Source organism: Sphingomonas sp. Leaf20 (genome assembly GCF_001421535.1).
Classification (GTDB): Bacteria; Pseudomonadota; Alphaproteobacteria; order Sphingomonadales; family Sphingomonadaceae; genus Sphingomonas.
Genome location: NZ_LMKN01000008.1, coordinates 1,036,376 through 1,058,087, shown reverse-complemented (window position 1 = coordinate 1,058,087; position 21,712 = coordinate 1,036,376). Strand labels below are relative to the sequence as shown.

General features: G+C 66.8%; 22 protein-coding genes. 11 read left to right on the top strand and 11 right to left on the bottom strand.

Annotated elements, in window-relative coordinates; genetic code table 11:
• Positions 1–9: 9 nt before the first annotated feature.
• The 5 genes from ASE72_RS13155 to ASE72_RS13135 form a co-directional block, all read right to left on the bottom strand.
• Positions 10–498 (bottom strand): hypothetical protein, encoded by a 489-nt coding sequence (locus tag ASE72_RS13155; protein WP_056021784.1) that lies wholly within the window; start codon positions 496–498, stop codon positions 10–12.
• 23 nt (positions 499–521) lie between these two features.
• A complete protein-coding gene (locus ASE72_RS13150) occupies positions 522–1,043 on the bottom strand; it encodes a hypothetical protein (protein WP_156350432.1) in 522 nt (173 codons plus the stop codon).
• Positions 1,044–1,464: 421 nt separating this feature from the next.
• A complete protein-coding gene (locus ASE72_RS13145) occupies positions 1,465–2,061 on the bottom strand; it encodes a Smr/MutS family protein (protein ID WP_056021778.1) in 597 nt (198 codons plus the stop codon).
• The gene (mltA, locus tag ASE72_RS13140; protein ID WP_082445981.1) at positions 2,036–3,400 is read right to left on the bottom strand and encodes a murein transglycosylase A; all 1,365 of its coding nucleotides are present in this window, start codon (positions 3,398–3,400) and stop codon (positions 2,036–2,038) included. Before mltA ends, ASE72_RS13145 begins: the two co-directional genes overlap by 26 nt.
• Positions 3,400–4,044: a Tim44/TimA family putative adaptor protein gene (locus tag ASE72_RS13135; RefSeq protein ID WP_156350482.1), complete on the bottom strand. Its 645-nt coding sequence runs from the start codon at positions 4,042–4,044 to the stop codon at positions 3,400–3,402. Before ASE72_RS13135 ends, mltA begins: the two co-directional genes overlap by 1 nt.
• Positions 4,045–4,219: 175 nt before the next feature.
• On the opposite strand from ASE72_RS13135, the gene secB reads away from it, so the two are divergent.
• The 3 genes from secB to trpS are packed head-to-tail and all read left to right on the top strand — an operon-like array spanning position 4,220 to position 7,335.
• Complete coding sequence (gene secB, locus ASE72_RS13130) at positions 4,220–4,729, top strand: protein-export chaperone SecB (RefSeq protein ID WP_056022382.1); 510 nt, start codon at positions 4,220–4,222, stop codon at positions 4,727–4,729.
• Between the two features lie 24 nt (positions 4,730–4,753).
• A complete protein-coding gene (gene murJ, locus ASE72_RS13125; protein ID WP_056021772.1) occupies positions 4,754–6,319 on the top strand; it encodes a murein biosynthesis integral membrane protein MurJ in 1,566 nt (521 codons plus the stop codon).
• 8 nt (positions 6,320–6,327) lie between these two features.
• Positions 6,328–7,335, top strand: a complete 1,008-nt coding sequence (gene trpS / locus ASE72_RS13120; protein ID WP_056021770.1) for a tryptophan--tRNA ligase — start codon at positions 6,328–6,330, stop codon at positions 7,333–7,335.
• A gap of 172 nt (positions 7,336–7,507) precedes the next feature.
• Here trpS and dnaA read toward each other — a convergent pair whose 3' ends face one another.
• From dnaA to mutM, 3 genes are all read right to left on the bottom strand, one after another.
• Positions 7,508–9,058: a chromosomal replication initiator protein DnaA gene (dnaA, locus tag ASE72_RS13115; protein ID WP_056022380.1), complete on the bottom strand. Its 1,551-nt coding sequence runs from the start codon at positions 9,056–9,058 to the stop codon at positions 7,508–7,510.
• 437 nt (positions 9,059–9,495) lie between these two features.
• Positions 9,496–9,759: a 30S ribosomal protein S20 gene (gene rpsT / locus ASE72_RS13110; protein WP_031394736.1), complete on the bottom strand. Its 264-nt coding sequence runs from the start codon at positions 9,757–9,759 to the stop codon at positions 9,496–9,498.
• Positions 9,760–9,866: 107 nt separating this feature from the next.
• Positions 9,867–10,682, bottom strand: coding sequence for a bifunctional DNA-formamidopyrimidine glycosylase/DNA-(apurinic or apyrimidinic site) lyase (mutM, locus tag ASE72_RS13105; protein ID WP_056021767.1), 816 nt, complete (start codon positions 10,680–10,682; stop codon positions 9,867–9,869).
• Between the two features lie 56 nt (positions 10,683–10,738).
• Here mutM and ASE72_RS13100 point away from each other — a divergent pair, with 56 nt between their 5' ends.
• The 5 genes from ASE72_RS13100 to ASE72_RS13080 all read left to right on the top strand — a co-directional run bounded on the left by ASE72_RS13100 (position 10,739) and on the right by ASE72_RS13080 (position 16,118).
• The gene (locus ASE72_RS13100; protein ID WP_056021765.1) at positions 10,739–11,503 is read left to right on the top strand and encodes a class I SAM-dependent methyltransferase; all 765 of its coding nucleotides are present in this window, start codon (positions 10,739–10,741) and stop codon (positions 11,501–11,503) included.
• A 265-nt stretch (positions 11,504–11,768) separates the two neighbouring features.
• Positions 11,769–13,301: a 2-polyprenylphenol 6-hydroxylase gene (ubiB, locus tag ASE72_RS13095; protein ID WP_056021762.1), complete on the top strand. Its 1,533-nt coding sequence runs from the start codon at positions 11,769–11,771 to the stop codon at positions 13,299–13,301.
• Between the two features lie 12 nt (positions 13,302–13,313).
• Entirely contained in the window at positions 13,314–14,420 is a 1,107-nt protein-coding gene (locus ASE72_RS13090; protein ID WP_056021760.1) for a hypothetical protein, read from the top strand.
• A gap of 11 nt (positions 14,421–14,431) precedes the next feature.
• Complete coding sequence (coaBC, locus tag ASE72_RS13085; RefSeq protein ID WP_056021757.1) at positions 14,432–15,631, top strand: bifunctional phosphopantothenoylcysteine decarboxylase/phosphopantothenate--cysteine ligase CoaBC; 1,200 nt, start codon at positions 14,432–14,434, stop codon at positions 15,629–15,631.
• A 106-nt stretch (positions 15,632–15,737) separates the two neighbouring features.
• On the top strand, positions 15,738–16,118 hold the full coding sequence (locus ASE72_RS13080) for a hypothetical protein (protein ID WP_200916257.1): 381 nt from the start codon (positions 15,738–15,740) through the stop codon (positions 16,116–16,118).
• A gap of 143 nt (positions 16,119–16,261) precedes the next feature.
• Here ASE72_RS13080 and ASE72_RS13075 read toward each other — a convergent pair whose 3' ends face one another.
• A complete protein-coding gene (locus tag ASE72_RS13075) occupies positions 16,262–17,290 on the bottom strand; it encodes a M48 family metallopeptidase (protein ID WP_056022377.1) in 1,029 nt (342 codons plus the stop codon).
• Positions 17,291–17,455: 165 nt separating this feature from the next.
• Here ASE72_RS13075 and ASE72_RS13070 point away from each other — a divergent pair, with 165 nt between their 5' ends.
• Together ASE72_RS13070 and ASE72_RS13065 are read left to right on the top strand one after the other, a co-directional pair.
• Positions 17,456–18,256, top strand: a complete 801-nt coding sequence (locus ASE72_RS13070; protein ID WP_235532346.1) for a metallophosphoesterase family protein — start codon at positions 17,456–17,458, stop codon at positions 18,254–18,256.
• Positions 18,257–18,423: 167 nt separating this feature from the next.
• Positions 18,424–18,669: a hypothetical protein gene (locus tag ASE72_RS13065; RefSeq protein ID WP_056021748.1), complete on the top strand. Its 246-nt coding sequence runs from the start codon at positions 18,424–18,426 to the stop codon at positions 18,667–18,669.
• Positions 18,670–19,030: 361 nt separating this feature from the next.
• Here the strand turns inward: ASE72_RS13065 and ASE72_RS13060 are convergent, their stop codons facing one another.
• Together ASE72_RS13060 and rpsU are read right to left on the bottom strand one after the other, a co-directional pair.
• Positions 19,031–19,618, bottom strand: coding sequence for an FKBP-type peptidyl-prolyl cis-trans isomerase (locus tag ASE72_RS13060; RefSeq protein WP_056021744.1), 588 nt, complete (start codon positions 19,616–19,618; stop codon positions 19,031–19,033).
• Positions 19,619–19,748: 130 nt separating this feature from the next.
• Positions 19,749–19,955: a 30S ribosomal protein S21 gene (gene rpsU / locus ASE72_RS13055; protein ID WP_031394635.1), complete on the bottom strand. Its 207-nt coding sequence runs from the start codon at positions 19,953–19,955 to the stop codon at positions 19,749–19,751.
• Between the two features lie 249 nt (positions 19,956–20,204).
• Between rpsU and cysS the strand changes: the two genes are divergently transcribed.
• Entirely contained in the window at positions 20,205–21,647 is a 1,443-nt protein-coding gene (cysS, locus tag ASE72_RS13050) for a cysteine--tRNA ligase (protein WP_056022374.1), read from the top strand.
• Positions 21,648–21,712 lie beyond the last annotated feature (65 nt).

Here is a 21,712-nt window from a genome sequence, read left to right as displayed (position 1 = left end):
GATCCGCCGCTATTCTGCAGCGACGAGCAACGTGAGCGTACCCGTATACGCACCCGCGGTCGCCGCGCTGAGATCGGCTGCGCGGAGCGCGATGATCAGGCTTGCCGAGTCGTTACCAAGCACGCACCCGAGATTGAGCCCCAATCCCGTCGAGACGAGACCGCCCCGCGTGGTCCCGGGCTGGAGGGCAAGGCCATTCGACTGATTCGGACGCGCCGCCCATTGCACGTCGTACGCCATCGGCGCGCCGGCCCCTGCGAGCGTGAAGGCGCCACCGCCGCCGCTGCCGATCGCTCGGATGCTGTAGCCGCCCCCGAGCGATGTGGCCGAGACGCAGACGTTCCTGCTCTGCGTCACGTCACCCGCTGTCGTCGCCAGCACACCGAAGCTGAAGTCGGCGAGCCTGGTGATCTGCACCTGCTGCGCCCATGCGCGCTGAAGCAGGCAGGGCGACAGCGCGAGCGCGATCCCGGTCAGCAGCGTCGGCAGAACCCGCATCGCGCTGCGCGCCGCTCAGCCGGTCAGAGCGGGTTGACGAGCAGCGTCAGCGTACCGGTATAGCTGGTCAGCGATGCCATCGCCTGGAGCTGGGCCGGCGCGATCGACACGACGAGCGACGACGTCGTCGTTGGTGCCGTCGCGCAACCGGGCAGGACCGCGGTCGACACGAAGCCCGCCGACGCGGTCGCGGGGACGAGCGCAGTGCCCGTCGTCTGACCCGATTGCTGGCTCCACGCCACCGCATAGGTGACGGGCGTCAGCGCGCCCGACGCCAGCGTGAACGCCCCCCCGGTGCCGCTGCCGGTCGCGGTGATCGTATAGCCCTTGGTCGCGGTATTGCTCCATACGCACGTATCCTGCGGCTTCCGGGCTTCCGCGCCGGGGTCGACATTGGCGAGTGTGATGTCGGTAAGCCCGGTGATCTGCACGCGGCTTGGAACCGAGACCGTGATCTGCACGCTGCCCGTCGACGTCGCGCCCAGCGTGCCCTGCGTCGACGCCAAGGCCGGCGAGGCCAGCAGGACGGGGGCGACAGAACACACCGCCAGACCCAGTCGTCTCGACGTCTCTGGCAAAAAGCAGCCACGAACCATAGTGATGATCCGGTTCTTAATAGAACCCAGACCGGTTTCAACGCCAGACACCAATAAAGTCACTGCCATTCTCCGCCCAATCGCTGCTGTCGGCAAACATCTGTTCAGCAACCGTGGTTGAGCTTCGATTTGGCAGGCCGTGATTAACGAAACGTAATTACAGAGTTGACTGGTTCGCAAACAGGGGATTTATCGAAGTCATTCCCGTTTCAGTATCACCAGAACCGGTTTGTCGAGTTATTGCACATGGCGCCACCGGCCCCGCCGGTCGAGGGATCGCGAGATCGCCTGCGACAGCGTCAGCGGATATTGGCCGCGTCGGCATGGATTGAGAGCGAGCCCGCCCGGGCACGCGACCGCGGCAGGCTCTTCAGGCGAGCGCGTCGCGACTGCGGCGCAGGATGATGTAAAGCGCGCCCGCGCCGCCGTGGCGGGGATGCGCGCCGCGGACCGCGACGATACCGCCCGCATGGCGCGAGATCGACAGCCAGTCGATCACCGCGGCACGGATCGCGCCGCGCGCGTGCGGTCGCTCACTTTCGGGGCGCGGCGGCTTGCCCGTCACCAGCAACAGCACACGGTCGCCGCGCGCGATCGCACGCGCCAGCCCGGTATCGAGGATCGCATGCGCCGACGACAGCGTATGGCCGTGAAGATCGATCGAACTGTCGGGACTGACGGCGCCGCGCAGCAGCCGCTTGTCCCATCCGCCGTCGAGCGTGTTCGCCGGAGCGAGGCCCCGCGGCGCGGTCTTGGCCGGAGCGGAAACCACGGCCGCAGCCTGGGTCGGCATGCGAATGCCCTTGGTCGGTTTCACCTTGCGTGCCGGCCCGTTCGCGGGTGCGGCAGCGGGCGTTGGTGGCGCAAGCACGGCCGACCGCAGCGGCACCGCGCGGATCGGGCGCACGGTGGCCATCACGCGCGCCCAGAGCTGCGCCTCGTCAGCGTTGAGCGGCCGACCCGTCATAGCGCGCTCCATTCGCTGTTCCGGCGTTGAGCCGCGCCACCGTACCGATCGGCAGCAGCAGGAACGCGGTACCACGCCCCGCCATCCCGCCCGCGGTCGCCTCCGCCGCGGCGCCTGCGCCCCAGAAGGTGTCGAAGCGGTTGCTGCCCTTGATCGCGCCGCCCGTGTCCTGCGCGATCCACAGCCCGGTCGCATCCTGCCGGTCGAGCGACAACACGACCGGCGCGCCGAGCGGGACGAACTTGACGTCCGCCGCCGCGCTGACCTGCCCCGTCACGGCATACCCCATCGCCCCCTGCGGCGGACCGTCAAGTTCGCGGAAGAAGACGAAACTCTTGTTCTCGCGCATGATCGCCTGCCCCTCGACCGGATGATCGTGGAGCCAGCCGACGATCCCCTGCATCGATGTCTGCCCCGGCTGGAGCAGTCCGCGCGATTTCATCAGCGCGCCGATCCCGGTATAATCGCGCCCGTTCTGCGTGTCGTAGCCGATCCGCAGGATCGACCCGTCGGGCAGCCGGAGGCGTCCCGACCCCTGGATCTGCAGGAAGAACAGCTCGACCGGATCCTTCGCCCAGGCGAGGATCGGCGCGCTGTCGGTCAGCGCACCCTGCTCGATCGCGGTACGATCATAATAGGGAATGAAATTGCTGCCCGACACGCGCCCGCGGATCTTCTTGCCCTTGAGCGATGTCGAAAACGCGCCGAGATCGACGTCGATCAAATCGCGCGGTCGGCCATAGACCGGCGCATAGCCGTCGCGCCGGTCGAGCGACCCGGCGATCTCGGGCTCGTAATAGCCGGTTGCGAAGGCCTTGCCGTCGCCGACCTGAACCGCCTCGAACCACTGCGTGAAGAACGTACGCGCACCACCGCGTGGAACCGACGCCGCAGCGGCGCAGGCGGGCTGCCAGTCCGCGCCGCGCGTGAGCCCTGACTGATCGGTGCGACGCTGCAATCCCGGGCAACTTGTGAGAAACGCGACGCGTGCGGCTTCGGCCTGAAGCTCGCTGATCGGCAAGCTTGCAATGTCGGGGCCTGCAACGACACCCGCGGCGACGGCACGATCGGCCGGCGCGAACGGCGGCGCAATCGGAACGGGCAGGATCGGCACTGCGCCGACGATCCGCGCAGGATTCTGGATGCCGCGAATGTTCTCGCTGTTGCCCGCATCGCGCACCGGATGGACCCGACCAGGCTTGGCACGCGGATCACTGGTTCCGGCGATTGGCGAACGACCAGCCGACGGACGATCAGTGGGGGGCGCAACGCCACCCACGCACCCGCTCAGGGCGACGGCAAGAGCCAGTCCCCCGACGATTCCCCCCCGAACGCGCATCACGCCTCGTCGGTATCCGCCAGCTTCCAGTTCGGATCGCTGCTCTTCAGCGTCCGCGCAAACGTCCACACGTCATGCGTCTCGACCGCGTCGGTAAGCGAGCCCGCAATGACTTCGCCCGCCTCGTTGCGCGTGATCGCGGCGATATCTGCATCGAACCGCACCGTGATGCTGGCGTCGCGACCCGACACCGCGGCATCCGCGATGACCGCGCGCTCGATCGTCACGAGACGATTGTCGAGCGTTTCACCCGCCGCCTTGCGGGCTTCGATCGCCTCGACGAACGCCGCGCGGACGTCGTCGTTCGCCAGCGTGGCCAGCGTGTCCGCGTCACCCTTCCAGAACGCCTCGAGCGTCATGCGATACGCCGCCTGCGCGCCCTCGAGGAACTGGTTGACGTCGAACCCCGGCTCGCCGGCGACGATCGAGCGCAGCGCGGGCTCCGCGCGCGGCTCGATGTTGCGGTTCGCGATCGTCCGCTGTTCGGGCGTCGCATCGACCGTGCGCGCGATCGGCACCTGCGCGGGACGCTCCTCGGCCGCACGGGGCAAGGGCTGCTCATGACCGGTTCGCTTCCCGAGCACGCTATAGAGACGCATCGCAAGAAACCCTGCGACCATCGCGAGAAGAACAACGTAAAACAACACGGCCTCCGATCTTCCGGCCAACATAGGCCAAAGGCGTTACGATTCAAACCCGCTGCAAAATCCGAAGCCGTTGAAACGCCCGTCGGGCACTGCTACGCGCACCGCCTCAAGACACGAACGCGCGACACCTCCGCTTCGGTCCAATTTCATTCGCATGAAGGACTTGCAGATCATGGACGACCAGAACGGCATGACGATCGCAGATCAGCCGCTTGCCAATGGTGCCGACGAAGCGCCTGCAGCCGGCTTGATCTCGCAGTACGTCAAGGACCTCTCGTTCGAGAACCCGAACGCCCCCGCAGTCTATCAGAACCAGACGCCGCCCGCGATCGACGTACAGTTCAACATCGGCTCGGCACAGGTTGGCGACGAAGTGCACGAGGTCGTGCTCAAGATCGACGTTCGCGCCGAGACCGACGGCCAGGTCGCGTTCATCGTCGACCTGTCCTTTGCCGGGCTGTTCGGGCTTCGCAACATCCCCGCCGAGCACGTCCAGCCCTTCCTGCTGGGCGAGGCCCCGCGCCTGCTGTTCCCGTTCGCACGCCGCGTGCTGTCCGACGCCGTGCGCGACGGTGGCTTCCCGCCGCTGCTGCTCGAGCCGATCGATTTCGCGCAGCTCTACGTCCAGCAGTCCGAGCAGCAGGGCATCCAGCCGAACGTCGGCGATTTCGGCCAGGCCTGATCCGGGAGATCGGGGGCTGATCGGATGAACCTCGCCAAGGCGCTGGGATCGGTTGGCGGGCTGACGCTCGCCAGCCGGGTCCTGGGGCTCGTCCGCGACTCGCTGTTCGCGCGGTTCGTGGGCGCGGGGTTCGCCTCCGACGCGTTCCTGATCGCGTTTCGCCTGCCCAACATGTTCCGCGCGCTCTTCGCCGAGGGTGCGTTCTCCGCCGCGTTCATCCCGATGTTCAACCGCAAGGTCGGCGACAAGGACGGCCGCGGCCTGCCCGATGGCATCAGGTTCGCCGAGGACGCGCTGTCGGTACTGCTGCCCGTGCTGATCGGCATGACGGTGCTGCTCGAGCTCGCCGCATGGCCCGTCACCTGGCTGCTGACCTTCGGGTTCAACGGGGCGAGTGCGGAGCGGTTCGCCTATGTCGTCCACCTCTCGCGCATCACCCTGCCCTATCTGCTGCTGATCAGCCTCGTCTCGCTGCTCGGCGGCATCCTCAATTCGCTGCACAAATTCTGGATCAACGCCGCCGCGCCGATCCTGCTCAACGCGACGCTGATCGCCGCGCTGCTGCTGTTCCACGAGCACCAGCCGCTGCTCACCGCGCGCAACCAGGCGATCGCGGTGACGGTGTCGGGCGCGCTCCAGCTTCTCTGGCTGATCTGGGCCTGCCGCAAATCGGGTGTCGTGCTCAGGCTCAAGCGGCCACAACTCAATCCCGACGTGAAGCGGCTCATGGCGCTGATCTGGCCCGCCGCCGCGGGTGCGGGCGCGGTGCAGATCAACCTCGTCGTGTCGACCGCGCTTGCCGCCGCGCTGCTGCCTGCGGGATCGGTCTCGTACATCTATTTCGCCGACCGGCTGAACCAGCTGCCGCTCGGGCTGATCGGCATCGGGCTTGGCACCGTCCTGCTCCCCACGATCTCGCGCCAGCTCGGCCGCGGCGAGGAGGCGGAGGCGATGGCGACGCAGAACCGCGGCATGGAGCTCGCGCTGTTCCTGACGCTGCCCGCAACGGTCGCACTGATCGTGTGCGGCGTGCCGATCGTCGGCGCGCTGTTCCAGCACGGCAAGTTCGCGCTCGAAGACAGCGTGCTGACCGCGCAGGCGCTCGCCGCCTTCTCGATCGGGCTGCCGTCCTACATCCTCGTGAAGGTGCTGACGCCGGGCTATTATGCGCGCTCGGACACGCGGACGCCGGTGCGCTATGCGACGATGTCGATGGTCGTGAACCTCGTCCTCAACCTCGCCTTCATCAAGCCGCTCGGCCATATGGGCCCGCCGCTTGCCACCGCGATCGCGAGCACGGTCAACGTCGCGATGCTCTATCGCACGCTCGTCCGGCGGGGGCATTTCACCCCCGATGCGCGGCTCGTGCGGCGGACGTGGCGGCTGCTCGTCGCGGCGCTGATCATGGGCGGCGTCATGTATTTCCTCAACGACCTGTTCCAGCCGTTCGTGACGGGGACCGGAACCGAGCGCTGGGGGGCGATGCTGGTGCTGGTCGCGACCGGCGGCGTCGTCTATGCGATCGCCACCCTGCTCACCGGCGCGTTCCGGCTGGGCGACATCTCCACGCTCCTGCGTCGTTCCAGATAGGTTTTCCCATGCGCGTCGTCTCCGGCATCAAGCCCACCGGTAATCTCCATCTCGGCAATTACCTGGGGGCGGTGAAGCAATGGGTGACGCTGCAGGACGACGTCGTCGCGCAGGGCGGGGAGTCGATGTTCTTCATCGCCGACCTGCACGCGCCGACCGAATGGATCGCGCCCGCCGAACTGTCGTTACACACGCTCGAGGTCGCCGCGACGATGATCGCGGCGGGCGTCGATCCGGCCAAGTCGATCCTGTTCAACCAGGCGCGCGTGCCAGCGCACAGCGAGATGGCGTGGCTGCTCAACACCGTTGCGCGCGTCGGCTGGCTGAACCGCATGACGCAGTTCAAGGACAAGGCGGGCAAGAACCGCGAGGGCGCGAGCGTCGGGCTGTATGACTATCCGGTGCTGATGGCCGCCGACGTGCTGCTCTACAATGCGACCCACGTGCCGGTCGGCGAGGACCAGAAGCAGCATCTCGAGCTTGCGCGCGACATCGCGACCAAGTTCAACGGCGATTACGGCGTCGACCTGTTCACGCTCCCGGCGCCGCTGATCAGCAAGGCGGCGCCGCGGATCATGTCATTGCGCGATGCGTCGGCCAAGATGTCCAAGTCCAATCCGTCCGAACAGTCGGTGGTCAAGCTGATCGACAGCGACGACACGATCGCGGACAAGTTTCGCAAGGCGAAGACCGATCCCGACCTGCTGCCCGCGACCGTCGACGAGCTCGGCGACCGCGCGGAGGCACGCAACCTGCTGACGATCTATGCCGCGCTCGCGGACAGCGACCTGGCGAGCGTGCTGGTCGAATATGGCGGCAAGGGGTTCGGCGCGTTCAAGCCCGCGCTCGCAGATCTCGCGGTCGCCAAGCTCGGACCGATTCGTGACGAGATGGTGCGGCTGCTCGACGATCGCAGCGCGGTGACCGCGGTGCTGCGCGACGGCGCGGAGAAGGCGCGCGCGCTGGCGGCGCCGGTGCTCAAGCGTACGCAGGATGCGATGGGGCTGCAGGTCTAGGCTGCCGCGCACCCGTTGCGCCGACGCACCCTCCCGTCATCGTGATGCCCCCGTCATCCTGACGCCACTCCCGTCATCCTGACGAAAGTCAGGATCCAGGGTCACGAGCGGTGTGGGTTGTAACTCTGGATCCTGACTTTCGTCAGGATGACGGCGCCGGGTGTGACCGGCCTCAGCCCTCGAGCTCGCGCATCAGCACACGCACCGCCGCGTCGATATCGCGGTCCTGGTCGCGCAGTTCCTCGATCTTGCGGACCGCATGGATCACCGTCGAATGATCGCGCCCGCCGAACCGCCGGCCGATCTCGGGCAGCGACCGCGTCGTCAGCCGCTTGGCGAGATACATCGCGATCTGCCGCGGCCGCGCAACCGCACGCGCGCGTCGCGCCGAAATCAGGTCGAGCGGCTTCAGCTCGAAATGCGCGGACACGAGCTTCTGGATCTCGTCGATCGTCACGCGCTTCTGCGCCCCGCGAAGCACCTCGCCCAACGTCGCCACGGCGAAATCGAGGTCGATCGTGTCGCCCGTCAGCTGCGCATAGGCGACGACGCGGTTGAGCGCGCCTTCGAGCTCGCGGATGTTCGCATGGATCCGGCTCGCGAGCAGGTCGAGCACGTCGGTCGGCACGCGCATGTCGGGCAGGTCGACCAGCTTGCGGTCGAGGATCGTCCGGCGCAGTTCGAGATCGGGCGCCTTGATGTCCGCGACGAGACCGACCGCCATCCGGCTGATGATCCGCGATTCGACACCCTCAAGTGCCTGCGGGCAACGATCCGCGGAGATCACCAGCCGCTTGCCCGCCGCCATGATCTCGTTGACCGTGTGGAAGAATTCTTCCTGCGTCGCGTCCTTGCCGGCGATGAACTGAAGATCGTCGATCAGCAGCAGGTCCGCGCCGCGCAGACGCTGCTTGAACGCATGCGTGTCGCGCGCGCGCATCGATGCGACGAAATCATACATGAATCGCTCGGCGGACATGCACAGCACCGTCGCACGCGGGTTCGCCGCGAGAAACGCGTGGCCGATCGCGTGCATCAGATGAGTCTTGCCCTGCCCCGTGTCGCTATGCAGGAACAGCGGGCTGAACCGCACCGGACCCGGCTCGGCAAGCACCTTGGCGGCGTTGAACGCGACCTTGTTCGACGGATCGACGACGAAGCGCTCGAACGTGTAGCGCGGATCGAGCGGCGGGCGCTCGGGAAGGTGCGCCGCGATCGTATCGGCGGCGGACGGCGCGGGCTTCAGCGCCGGGTCGACGCCGAACTTCAACGACGCCTGGGCGGGCTCGACGACGGGCGCGGGGGCGGGTTTCGATGCCGCGTTCGCCTTCGTCCCCGACTCCGCCTTCAACTCCGCCCTGGCATCCTCCGCCTCGACAGCCGGTACAGCCTGCGGTGCGGGCTCATCGGGGACGATCGCGAGCACGACCGGCGCGGGACCGGGCGCGCGCGTCTCAATCTGCACTGTGCGGACCTGCGGCATGATCTGGCGGAACTCGAGCGCAAGCCGGTCCGCATAGTGATTGCGGACCCAGTTGGTCATGAACGCCGAGGGCAGCGCGAGCCGAATCGCATCGCTGTCCTCGCTCGGGATCAACTCGATGGGTTTCAGCCATTGCTCGAACAGCCGCGCGCCCGCGGATTCGCGCAACGACGCACGCACGCGGCCCCAAGCCTTTTCGGCCTCGGTCGCATGCACGGTCGATCCTCGCAAATTCGTCACGCGCACGCTTCTCCGACCCCGCGCGACAGCCACGCTGGTGATATAGTCCCGACAGAAAATGATACCCCGCGACAGCCATTTAGACCGCCCGGCATCTTCGCCCTATTGCCCGCGCGGTGATGATCCACGTCCGTGATTCACCGCCGCTGCGGGTTGCAGTTATGAAGCGATCGGCCCGTGTAGCAAGGCCCACGCACGTCACATTTTCGAAATAAAGCGGGTTGACTTGATCAACCCCCGGAAATGCGTCGATATTTTTATAAGTGGCTGTGTTTACGCATTTTTTGCGTTTTATGGCTTGGTGCGGCTTGACGTCGCGCCACTCGAATCGCGGGGAATCCTAGGGTTGCGCAACCACGCGATGGGTTCCCTTCGCAGACGCAAAAAACCCGCCGGAGAAACCCCGGCGGGTGATCTACGCAGCAGTGACGGTTCGCTCAGGCGAGCCCGGTCACGGCCTTGGTCAGACGCGCGAACTTGCGGCTCGCGGTGTTCTTGTGCAGCACGCCCTTGGCGACGCCGCGCTGGAGCTCAGGCTGTGCCGCGGCCAGTGCGGTGGTCGCTGCGCCCTTGTCGCCCGAAGCCAGTGCGGCCTCGACCTTCTTGATGAAGGTACGGATACGGCCGACGCGGTTGCCGTTCACTTCCGCGCGACGGTCGTTGCGACGGATACGCTTTTTCGCCTGCGGCGTGTTCGCCATGAAGCCCTCTGGATGTTCGAATGATGAAAAGGGGCGCCGGATTGCTCCTACGCCCTCTCGAAGCCGCGGCCCTAGCCACTCCGCGCCGAATCGTCAACCGACTTCGATCAGCCACGTTGGCAGCGGGGACACCAGAAGGTCGACCGCCCGCCCTCCGTACGCCGCCGCACGACCGCGCCGCATTCGCACGGCTCGCCCTCGCGACCATAGACGCGCCACTGCTTGGAGAAATAGCCGAGTTCGCCGTCGGGCCTGACATAATCGCGGAGCGACGAGCCCCCGGCGAGGATCGCGGCTGTCAGCACGGCGCGAATCGCCTCGACCAGACGGTCGAGCCGGAACAGCGAGATCCGCCCCGCCGCACGGCTCGGCGCGATCCTCGCCATGTGCAGCGCCTCGCACACATAGATATTACCGAGCCCGGCGACGATTCGCTGATCGAGCAGCATCGCCTTGATCGACGCGCCGCGCCCCTCGAGCGCGTCGAGCAGATACGCGCCGGTCAGATCGGGGCCGAGCGGCTCGGGCCCCATGCTCAGGAACGGGGGATAGTTGACGATATCGTCGGTCGCCCAGAGATCGAGAAACCCGAAGCGTCGCGGATCGTTGAGTGCGACGACCCGCCCCGCAGCCGTTCCGATCAGCAAATGATCATGCGCGAGCAGTTCGCTCGGATCGACTCGCCAGCGTCCCGACATGCCGAGATGGAACACCAGGGTATCCCCGCGATCGGTGTCGATCAGCCCGTATTTCGCGCGGCGCCCGAGCGCGGTGACGGTCGCCCCGGTCATCCGCTGGCGCAGGTCGACCGGGATCGCCTTGCGCAAGTCGGCACGGCGCGGCTCGACCGAGGTGAGGCGCTGGCCCTTGAGCACAGGCTCCAGCCCGCGCACGGTGGTTTCGACTTCTGGTAACTCTGGCACGATTTGCAGCTAGGTTGCGTTTGCCCGCGCCACAAGGCGCGGCTAGAGCGCAGCATATGAACGACTTGATCGCGCCCCCGGCTGCTCTCACGCCAGACACCGTCTCCTTCGGCTACGAAGACATCCCCGCCACCGAGAAGACCGCCCGCGTCGGCGGCGTCTTTTCGAACGTCGCGTCCAAATACGACCTGATGAACGATGCGATGTCGGGCGGCATGCACCGGCTGTGGAAGGACCGCTTCGTGCGCCGCGTGAAACCGCGCGAGGGCGAGCAGATCCTCGACATGGCGGGCGGCACGGGCGACATCGCGTTCCGCATGGAGCCGTCGGGCGCCTCGATCACGGTCGCCGACATCAACCCGCAGATGCTCGAAGTCGGCATGGAGCGCGCGCAGAAGCGCGGGCTCGACGGGTTGGTGTGGACCGAGGCGAACGCCGAGACGCTGAACTTCCCCGACCGGTTCTTCGACGCGTACACGATCGCGTTCGGGATTCGGAACGTCACCGACATCCCCAAGGCGCTGCGCGAGGCGCACCGCGTCCTGCGGCGCGGCGGGCGGTTTTACTGCCTCGAATTTTCGACCACCGTCTGGCCCGGTTTCGCCGAGGTGTACGACGCCTATTCGCACAAGATGGTCCCGAAGCTCGGCCAGTTGCTCGCGCAGGATGCCGACAGCTATCGCTATCTGATCGAGTCGATCCGCCGATTCCCGGACATGCCCAAGTTCAAGGGCATGATCGCGGATGCGGGCTTCGTGCAGACCAAGGTCGAGCCTTTGCTGGGCGGTCTGGTCGCGATCCACTCGGGCTGGAAGATCTAGTGATCACGCGAAGGCGCGAAGGCGCGAAGAATGGTTCACGCGGAGACGCGGAGACGCGGAGAGTAAGAGCCGCGGGCGCGCAACAGCGCATTTCCACTCTCTCGCTGATGATGAAGAGCCGCAGCCGCGGCGAGGCGTACCCCCTCCGCGCCTCCGCGCCTCCGCGCGAACCCATTCTGCCTTCTCTTCGCGCCCCTTCGGCGCAGCTCAGGACAGGCTTCGCGCCTTCGCGTGAACCAATCTCTATCTCCGGCGCACACGGCCTGTGACCGCCTCGACCACGCACATCTGGCGGCTCTTCAAATGGGGCCGCATCCTCGCCCGCCACGGCGCGCTGCGCGGGATCGAGCGTGACCCAAACACGCCCGCCCCCGTCCGTCGCCTCGCGCGGATCGCCAGGCTCGGTGCGCGCGTCCCCGCGGTGCCGCGTTATGCCGACGCGTTCCAGGCGATCGGCCCCGCCGCGATCAAGCTCGGCCAGACGCTCGCCACGCGCCCCGATCTCGTCGGTGAGGAAGCGGCGCACGACCTGCTCCGGTTGCAGGACCAGCTCTCCCCCGTCCCCTATGCGACGATCGAGGCGGCGATGCTGGCAAGCTTCGGCAAGCCGCTCGAGACGCTCTTCTCGCGCATCGACCAGGTCCCGGTCGGCGCCGCGTCGATCGCGCAGGTCCACCGCGCGGTCACGACCGACGGCCGCCAGGTCGCGGTCAAGGTCCTCCGCCCCGGTGTCGAGGATGATTTCGCGCGCGCGATCGACACCTATAGCTGGGCCGCCGCGCAACTCGAGGCGCTCAGTCCCGAGGCGATGCGGCTGCGCCCGCGGCTGACGATCGAGACGTTCAAGCGCTGGACCTTGCGCGAACTCAATTTCCGTCGCGAAGCCGCCTCCGCCTCCGAGCTCGCCGAGGGGATGACCGCCGAGCCCGATTTCATGATCCCAGCGATCGACTGGGCGCGCTCGACCAACAAGGTCATGACGATCGAATGGATCGACGGCATCAAGCTGTCCGATCGCGCGGCGCTGGTCGCCGCGGGCTATGACCTGCCGGGCCTCGCGCAGACGCTGGTTCGCGCGTTCCTGCGCCAGGCGATCGCCGACGGGTTCTTCCATGCCGACATGCATCAGGGAAACCTGTTCGCGCTGCCCGGCAACCGCATCGCCGCAATCGATTTCGGCATCATGGGCCGGATCGACCGGCGCGCGCGCGTCTGGCTCGCCGAGATCCTCTACGGCCTGATCACGGGCAACTACAAACGCGTCGCGGAGATCCATTTCGAGGCGGGCTATGTCCCCGCGCATCACGACGTCGCCGAATTCGCGACCGCGTTGCGTGCGGTCGGTGAGCCGATGCGCGGGCTGCCGGTCAAGGACATGTCGATCGGCATGATGCTCGACAGCCTGTTCTCGATCACGCGCGATTTCGACATGGTGACGCAGCCGCATCTGCTGCTGCTCCAGAAGACGATGGTGATGGTCGAGGGCGTCGCGACGAGCCTCAACCCCGACATCAACCTGTGGGAAGCCGCCGAGCCGTTCGTCCGCGACTGGATCCGCGGTGAACTTGGCCCAGAAGCGATGATCGCCGACCGGCTGATTGCGGATGTCCAGACGCTGACGCGGCTTCCCGAGCTCGTCCGCCGGATCGAGGCGCATTATCCTGCGCCGGGCGGCGCACCCCCGACGATGCCGCTGCGCGAGATCGAAGTCATCCGGATCGGCGGTGGCTGGCGCTACGCGCTCGTCGCGATCCTCGCCGCCGCCGCCGGCGTCGCGTCGACGCTCGTGTTCGGCTGAGTCGCGCGTGCGATGAACACGCGCAAGCGCTCGGGATTATGGCTTGCCGGCCCGACCCGGTTCGCCGGACTACCGCAGGCGCGGGCGCAGATGTACCTCGCCGTGCTCGTCCTGCTGCTCGCCTGCCTCGCGGTGATGGGCCCGCCCGCCCTCCCCTCGCTCGCGACCCGGGTCGGCGATCAGACCGACATGACGCTCTATCACGCCGTGATCGACCGCGTCCGTCACGGCGAACCCTATTACACCGTCGTCGCCGAGCTTCACCGCGCGGGCGGCTATCCGCTCAAGCCCTTCTTCACCGTGCGGCTGCCGACGCTCGCCATGGTCCAGGCGATGCTGCCGCATCTCGTCGTCCGGATGATGCTATGGCTGCTGTGTCTTGGCACCGCCGCCGCCTGGATCATCCGCGTGCGACGGATCGCGCCGCGCTGGCCGCCCTTGGCGCTGACCGGCGCCACGCTGATCGCGGCGATGGTGGTCAATGTGCAGCCCGGTCTCGACGTGTTCCATGAAACCTGGGCGGGGCCGTTGATCGCGCTGTCGCTCGCGCTTCGGCGTCCGGGCCAGTGGACCGCATCGGTCGCGCTGGGGCTGTCGGCGATGCTCCTGCGCGAAACTGCACTGCTCTATGTCGCGATCATGGCCGCCGCGGCGTTGATCGACGGCCAGCGTCGGGAAGCGGCGGCATGGATCGCCGCGATCCTGATCTTCGGCATCGCGCTTGCCGCGCATGCGCAAGCGGTCGCCCGGATCCTCGAACCGCTGGATGCACCGTCGAACGGCTGGTTCGGCTTTCTCGGGCTGGGCTTTTTCCTGCGTCTTGCGTCGCTGTCGACCGCGCTGACCTTGGCGTGGCCATGGCTCGCGTCGGCGATCCTCGTCGTGAGCGCGCTCGGCTGGACGGCATGGCGCGATCCGACCGCGTCGCGCGCGGTTGCGACGATCGGCGGCTATGCCGTGCTGATCGCGGTCTGCGCACGCAGCGACCATGTCTATTGGGTGCTGATGGTCACCCCGCTGCTTTTGCTCGGACTCGTCTTCGCGGTCGACGGCCTCCGCGACCTGATCGTCGCGGCGATGGACACGCGCCGCATTACGGTGACGCGCATAATCCGCTAGGGATCGTCGCCATGAAGCGCATTCTCCTCATCGTCGGTGGCGGGATCGCCGCCTACAAGGCAAGCGAACTGGTCCGTCTGCTCCGCAAGCGCGGCCATGCCGTCCGCTGCGTGCTGACCGAGGCGGGCCATCATTTCGTCACGCCGATGACGCTCGCCGCGCTGAGCGAGGACAAGGTCTATACGACGTTGTGGGACCTGAAGGACGAGGCCGAGATGGGCCATATCCAGCTCAGCCGCCAGGCCGACCTGATCGTCGTCGCACCCGCGACGGCCGACCTGATTGCGCGGATGGCCGCCGGGCTCGCCAACGACCTCGCGACCACGCTGCTGCTGGCGACCGACAAGCCGGTGCTCGCGGCCCCCGCGATGAACGTGCGGATGTGGACGCACCCGGCCACGCAGCGCAACGTCGCGCAGCTTCGCGCCGATGGGATCACCGTGATGGCGCCCGACGAGGGGCCGATGGCGTGCGGCGAATATGGTCCGGGCCGCCTGCCCGAGCCCGAGGCGATTGCAGACGCGATCGAGCAGGCGCTCGGCGAGGGTGCGGCGCCCGATATGGCTACCGGCCTGCTGGCGGGGCGACACGTCCTCGTCACGGCGGGGCCGACGCACGAGCCGATCGACCCGGTCCGCTATATCGCCAACCGCTCGTCCGGACGGCAGGGATTCGCGATTGCCGGCGCGCTGGCGGCACTCGGCGCCCGCGTGACGCTGATCGCTGGCCCGGTCACGCTCCCGACGCCGCCGGGAACGACGCGCGTCGACGTCGAGACCGCGCGCGAGATGGCCGCCGCGGTCGACGCTGCACTGCCCGCCGACGCCGCGGTGATGGTCGCGGCGGTCGCCGACTGGCGCGTCGATGCCGCCGGGCTGAAGATCAAGAAGGGCACGGCAGCGCCGACGCTCAACCTCTCGGAAAACCCCGACATCCTCGCGACCGTCGCGCACGCCGCACGTCGCCCCGCCTTGGTCGTCGGCTTTGCCGCGGAGACCGATCACGTCATCGAGCATGCCACCGCGAAGCTCGCCCGCAAGCGCGCGGACTGGATCGTCGCGAACGACGTATCGGGCGACGTGATGGGCGGCGATGCCAACACCGTCCACATCGTTACCGCGCATGGCGTCGAAAGCTGGGAGCGGCTCGACAAGACCGAGGTCGCACGCCGGCTCGCCGGAAAGATCGCCGAGGCGCTCACGGCCAGGTGAGCCGCTAATCCGCCTGATATTGATCGAGATTGCCTAGGAAGTCAGGACATTAGTGTCTCTGCCCAGCGTTGAGCAGCGCCAGCGAGTGGCACCGGAGAGACAGATCATGGCTGTGAAATTTGCAGGAACGATGAACGCGATCAACCGCGGCCTCGATTCGACCAAGCCCGCCAAGGGCGCGGACATCGTCGAGGATTGGGAGGCCGCACTGGCCGATATCGATACGCCGGGCGCAAAGGGCATCCTTCGCGACCTCACGTCGCTGCGCAAGCAGCTTGAAAAGGGTGAGCCCGACGCGGACCGTATCCACGCGCTGCTCCACCGCCTGGGCACCGCGACGACCAAGATCGCCGAAAAGGCGGACAAGTCGCAGGACAAGCTGAAGGCGCTCGGCGAAGCGCTGACCGAAGCCGGCGAGGACACGCCGGACGAAGACGAGGACGTCGAGGCCGCAGCCAACCCGAAGCGCGCGCGCAAGAAGGGCTGATGCAGGAACGGGCCGGATCACTCCGGCCCGTTCTATTTCGTGTCCACCGACCCGGCCGATCCCCCCGCCCCGTCTGTTTTGACAACAGCGGCATCCGTCGGGAGTTCGGCCGGTCACGTTACCGGCGAATCAGCCCGATTGCCTCAGCGTAACGGCTGATCGCGGCTCGCAAGCAGGCTCGTCGGAACAACCGGCCGAGCAGGGTTGGCGCCGATTTCCGCCACGAGGGCATCGAGCACGGTCGCGCGCGACTTTGACGACGCATGTGTTCGACTCCGGAAAAGCCCGCCATCGACGTCGCCGCCCTTCGTACGCCAGAATTGCGGTGCGGATCGCGGATCATAGCCGGCATTGGCCAGCAGATAGACGCCAAGCCGGTCGGCTTCGTCCTCGGTCTGGCGGATCAGCCGGCCGTTACGACCAAGCTCGGCAGTCAGCCCGCGACTGACCTTGGCCGCGTCGAGCCTTTCGCGGTGCCGCAGGATGTTGTGCGCGAGCTCGTGCGCGACGACCACCGCGATCTCCGCGTCGCTATAGCCTTCAAAGAATCGCTCGCCGATCTGGACGACCGCGCCGTCCGCGCTCGCACCCAGACCGCTCCCGAGCAGGATCTCGAATCGCGATCGACAGCCGGGCTCTGCAGGCACCGCCACCGTCAATGGCTTGCCGCCCCGCAGCAGCATCACCGGCACGGGCCGTCCGGTCGGGAGCGCCGCGACGATCGCCTCGGCGGCATCGCGATCCGCTGGCGTCTCGGTCCCCTGCGCGGCGCCGATCGCCGGAAGCTTTCTGTCACCCAGCGCGACGATCGAATCGCCTGCCGCGATCCCGGCCCGCGCCGCCGGGCCACCCGGGACGACCGCTTCGACCGCGACCAGCGTCTCAAACCCGAAGACCGCCATCGCATTCGGCCGCGCGTCGGTGCCATATTGGTTGAGCGCATGGATCGGCATGCCAATCTGTGGCTGTCGCCGGTCGCACAGCGCGACGTTGGCGGACGTCAGCCGGTATCCGATCGTCGCCAGTCGCAGGTCGGCCGCGCGCAAGGCCTCGAAAAACGCCTTGGGTGGCGGCGATTCGGCGGCTGGCGGACTTGCGGGCGCCATTGCGGAGACCGGGCCGATGATCGCCGCACCGAGCAGCGCGGGAAGCAGACGCAGGATAGAAGACATGACCGCCTCCCTACCGCGCTTGGCGGTCGACGCCACCCATCTTGTGCCCGCCCGGCGACCGGCGACCCAAACTGGCGCAGTCGGAGAACCGAGCGGTTCAGCGTGCGTTGTGACCGCTGCGGTAACGCCCTATGGCCCGTCGCAACGGATAGCTATTTTATGATCATGAAGTTTTTTCGGTCCAAGGACACCCGGCCCGCCGGCCGCGGGCCCAAGTCGACCATCCCAGACGGCCAGCGTGTCTATGCCGTCGGCGACATCCATGGCTGCGCGGATCTGCTCGACGATCTGATCGCGCAGATTGAGGCGGATGATGCCGCGCGTGGTCCTGCGGAGACGACGGTCATCTTCCTCGGCGACATCGTCGATCGCGGCCCTGCTTCGGCGGGCGTGATCGATCGTCTCATCATGCTGTCCGATGCTCGCCCCAACGTCCGGTTCCTGCTCGGCAATCACGAGGAGATCTTCCTCGGTGCGCTCGACGGGGAACCCAAGGCGCTGCGGTTGTTCTGTCGAATCGGCGGGCGCGAGACCGTGCTGAGCTACGGGATGGACGCAGCGGAATATGAGCGGCTCGACTATGAGGAGCTCGTCGAACGGCTCGGCCAGCTCGTTCCGGCCAGGCACCGGACCTTTCTCGACGCGTTCGAGGACCTGATCACGATCGGCGACTATGCGTTCGTCCACGCCGGCGTCCGGCCCGGAACACCGCTCGAGGATCAGCGGTCGTCCGACCTTCGCTGGATCCGCGATCCGTTTCTCGACCATCGCGGTCCGCTCGCCAAAATGATCGTGCATGGCCACACCGTCACCGAAGCCGTCGATCCGAAAGCCCACCGAATCGGAATAGACACGGGCGCCTATGCGACCGGACGTCTGACGGCGCTTGGTCTTGAGGGCGACCAGACCTGGCTCCTTCAGACCGGTTCCGCGATCACCTCGTCGGGAAACACGGCCGATCTCTGAATTCGCCTATTCTTTCTTTACCCGCATTGGCTATACATAGGTTGCGACGACGGCGTGTTGCCTTGTCGCAACAGTGTGGAGCGCTTCCACATCGTTTTGCATACTCGGTTGCCTCAGGCAGGCTTTCATGCCATTGCCTGACGCGACGAGCACAAAGGGAGTTCATCATGCGTCTTGGGAAGTACATCCTGACCGCAGCAGCAGCCACGATGGCAGTTGCTCCGGCCATGGCAGCACCGGCAAATTCGGCAGCTAGCCTTTCGGTTTCGAAGTCGGTTCGCACCGGTTCGGCATCGGCAAAGAAGAACGAGCTGGCAGGCGGCGGCATCATCGTCGCAGTCCTGGCAGCTGCAGCAGTTGTCGCGGGCATCGTGATCGTTGCCGACAGCGATGACAATTCGGACAGCAACTAAGCCTAGGCTTGGTTACTAAGGAATAGCGGCCTCCGGGCCGCTATTTTTTTGCCTGCTGAAGATCGGGCAGACGATCACAGTGAAGGCCTGGGGCGCTTTGCCACGCGATCCGCCAGCGGCAAATACCGCCCCCCCCTGTCACGGCGATGCTCGGACATCGGTGACACAGCGCGGTCATAACAGCCGAACAAGCTTGCCGCCACCGCGTTGACGCAGATCGCCGGCAAACCGCATCGTCATCCGCGTTACCAGGGCCCAAACGACGATAGGCCCGGGCCGACGCCGCAGCGCCGGCCCGAGCCGATCGAATCACACCATCATCGCGCGAGGGGCAGCGCGGACCGCCGCCCCGTCGTGTCGATCAGCGTGGCTGCGGAGCCGGAGCGCCGCCGCCTGGCATGCCGGCGCCGGGAGCACCCTGCATCTGCATTTGCATCTGCTGCTGCGCCTGCATCTGCTGCACGACGCTCTGCGGCAGGAAGTCGAGCAGTTCGACGTCGAAGATCAGCGTCGAATTGGCGGGGATCGGGCCGCTCGCCTTGTCGCCATATCCAAGCGACGGCTTGAGCCAGAACCGGTATTTCGAGCCCTTCGGCATCAGCTTGAGCGCTTCGGAAAAACCGGGAACGACGCCCGTGACGGGCAGCGGGGTCGGCTGCTGCGACTTGTCGAAGGTCGTGCCGTTGAGCAGCTTGCCCTCGTAATTCACCAGCGCGACGTCGGCATCGGTGGGCTTTGCCGCACCGGGCTTGCCTGCGGTCAGCACCTTGTACTGAAGGCCCGACGCGGTCGTGACGACGCCCTTTGCACGGGCGTTGCGCGTCAGCGGGTCGTCACCCTGACGGGCTAGCGCGACCGCACCGATAAGCGCCAGCGCGATACCGAGCCAGAGATAGACGAGATAGCTGCGCCTCACCGGCTGCAGCGGTACGGCGGTGACGGTCGACATCGGATGACCCCGGGTCTTCTGGTCACGCCCGGACGTCGTGCGTGCCGTGAATGAAACGATGCGGGGCGACCAATGCCGCCCCGTGAAGCCCCGACCCTATCTGAGGGCCGGGCGATACGTCTGGCCGGTCTTACCGTGCGCCGTCACGCTCGGCGCGCTTGCGCTCGAGCTTGCGCGAACGACGGATGGCAGCAGCACGCTCGCGCGCACGCTTTTCCGACGGCTTCTCGTAGTGGCGGCGCAACTTCATCTCGCGATACACGCCTTCGCGCTGCAGCTTCTTCTTGAGCGCGCGAAGGGCCTGGTCGACGTTGTTGTCGCGGACGATGATTTGCATAAACCCGTTAAGCTCCGGTCGAATAGATACGAATAGATAGCGCCGTCGCGAACAAGTCCGCGCCGCATGAACGGGAGCCCCTAACAGCGTGTGCCGCGGGTTTCAAGCCAAACCACCATATGCGCCGACCCGGCTGGCGGGTTTGCGACACCGCAGGGCCAAGGCTAAGAGCCGATGATGACCAGCCCCGCCCAGCCTTCTGCCCAGCGTCCCGAGAAGCACGCCATCGAGCGCGCCGACGAAGCCGCCATGCCGCTCACCCTGTACAACAGCCTGACGCGGCAGCTCGAGCGATTCGCGCCGATCGATCCGGCCAATGTCGGCATCTATTCGTGCGGACCGACGGTCTACAACTATGCGCATATCGGCAATCTTCGGGCCTATGTCTTCACCGATACGCTGTCGCGCGTGCTGTCGTGGAAAGGATACAGCATCACGCACATCATCAACATCACCGATGTCGGCCACCTGACGTCCGATGCGGATCTGGGCGATGACAAGATGGAGGCGGCCGCGCGGGCCACGGGTCAGGACATCTGGGCGATCGCGCGCCACTATACCGAGGCGTTCAAGCGCAACCTCGTCGATCTGCACATCCGGACGCCGACCCGATTCCCGCTTGCGACCGATCACATCGCCGAGATGATCGCCTTCGCCCAAGCGATCGAGGCCCGGCATTGCTACCGGCTCGCCGACGGGCTTTATTTCGATACCGCCACGGTGCCCGACTATGGCCGGCTGGCGCGGTCGCAGGACGATGCCGGCGAGAGCCGGATCGACCCCGTCGCGGGCAAGCGCCATCCGCAGGATTTTGCGATCTGGCGTACCTCGAACGCCGGCGAGAACCGCCAGATGGAATGGGACTCGCCATGGGGCCGCGGCGCGCCGGGCTGGCATCTCGAATGCTCGGTGATGAGCAAACAGTATCTCGGCGAGCGGTTCGACATCCATACCGGCGGGATTGACCACCGCGAGATCCACCATCCCAACGAGATCGCGCAGAACCAGGCGCATTGCGGATGCGCGGATACCGGCGCAACGCTCTGGATGCACAACAACTTCCTGGTCGAACGATCGGGCAAGATGTCGAAATCGGGTGGTCAGTTCACCACGCTCCAGACGCTGGTCGATCGTGGCTTCCACCCGCTCGCCTATCGCCTGATGTGCCTGCAGGCGCAGTATCGCAGCGAGCTCGAATTCTCGTGGGACAACCTCGTCGCGGCGACGACGCGACTGAAGCGGCTCGCGCTGACGGTGCAGACGCTGCGCGATCGCGCCGCGGCGTCCACGGCCGCGCCGGCCGACGCGCGGGTCGACGCGCGGCTTCAGGACTATCGGTCGCGGCTCGATGCGGCGATATCCGACGATCTCGCGACGCCGCGCGCGCTGCCGATCCTCGACGAACTGCTTGCCGACAAGCGCCTGTCGCCCGCGGATCGGCTGAGCGCGCTCGCCGATTTCGACGCGGTGCTCGGCCTCGATCTCGCGACGATTCGCCGCGAGGACCTGCGCGTCCGGCCAGCAGCGGCGACGATCGACGCGCAAGACGTCAGCGATCGGCTTGCCGAACGTCGCGCCGCGCGGGCGGCAAAGGATTTTCCCCGGTCGGATGCGATCCGCGACTCGCTGATCGCCGACGGGGTGGAGGTGATGGACGGCGACCCGATCGAATGGGACTGGCGGCTGGCCTGAATTCGCCACGATCCGCGCCGGAGCGGCCGGGATCGCTGTTGGGCGCGCGCCGGTAACGCGCTAGG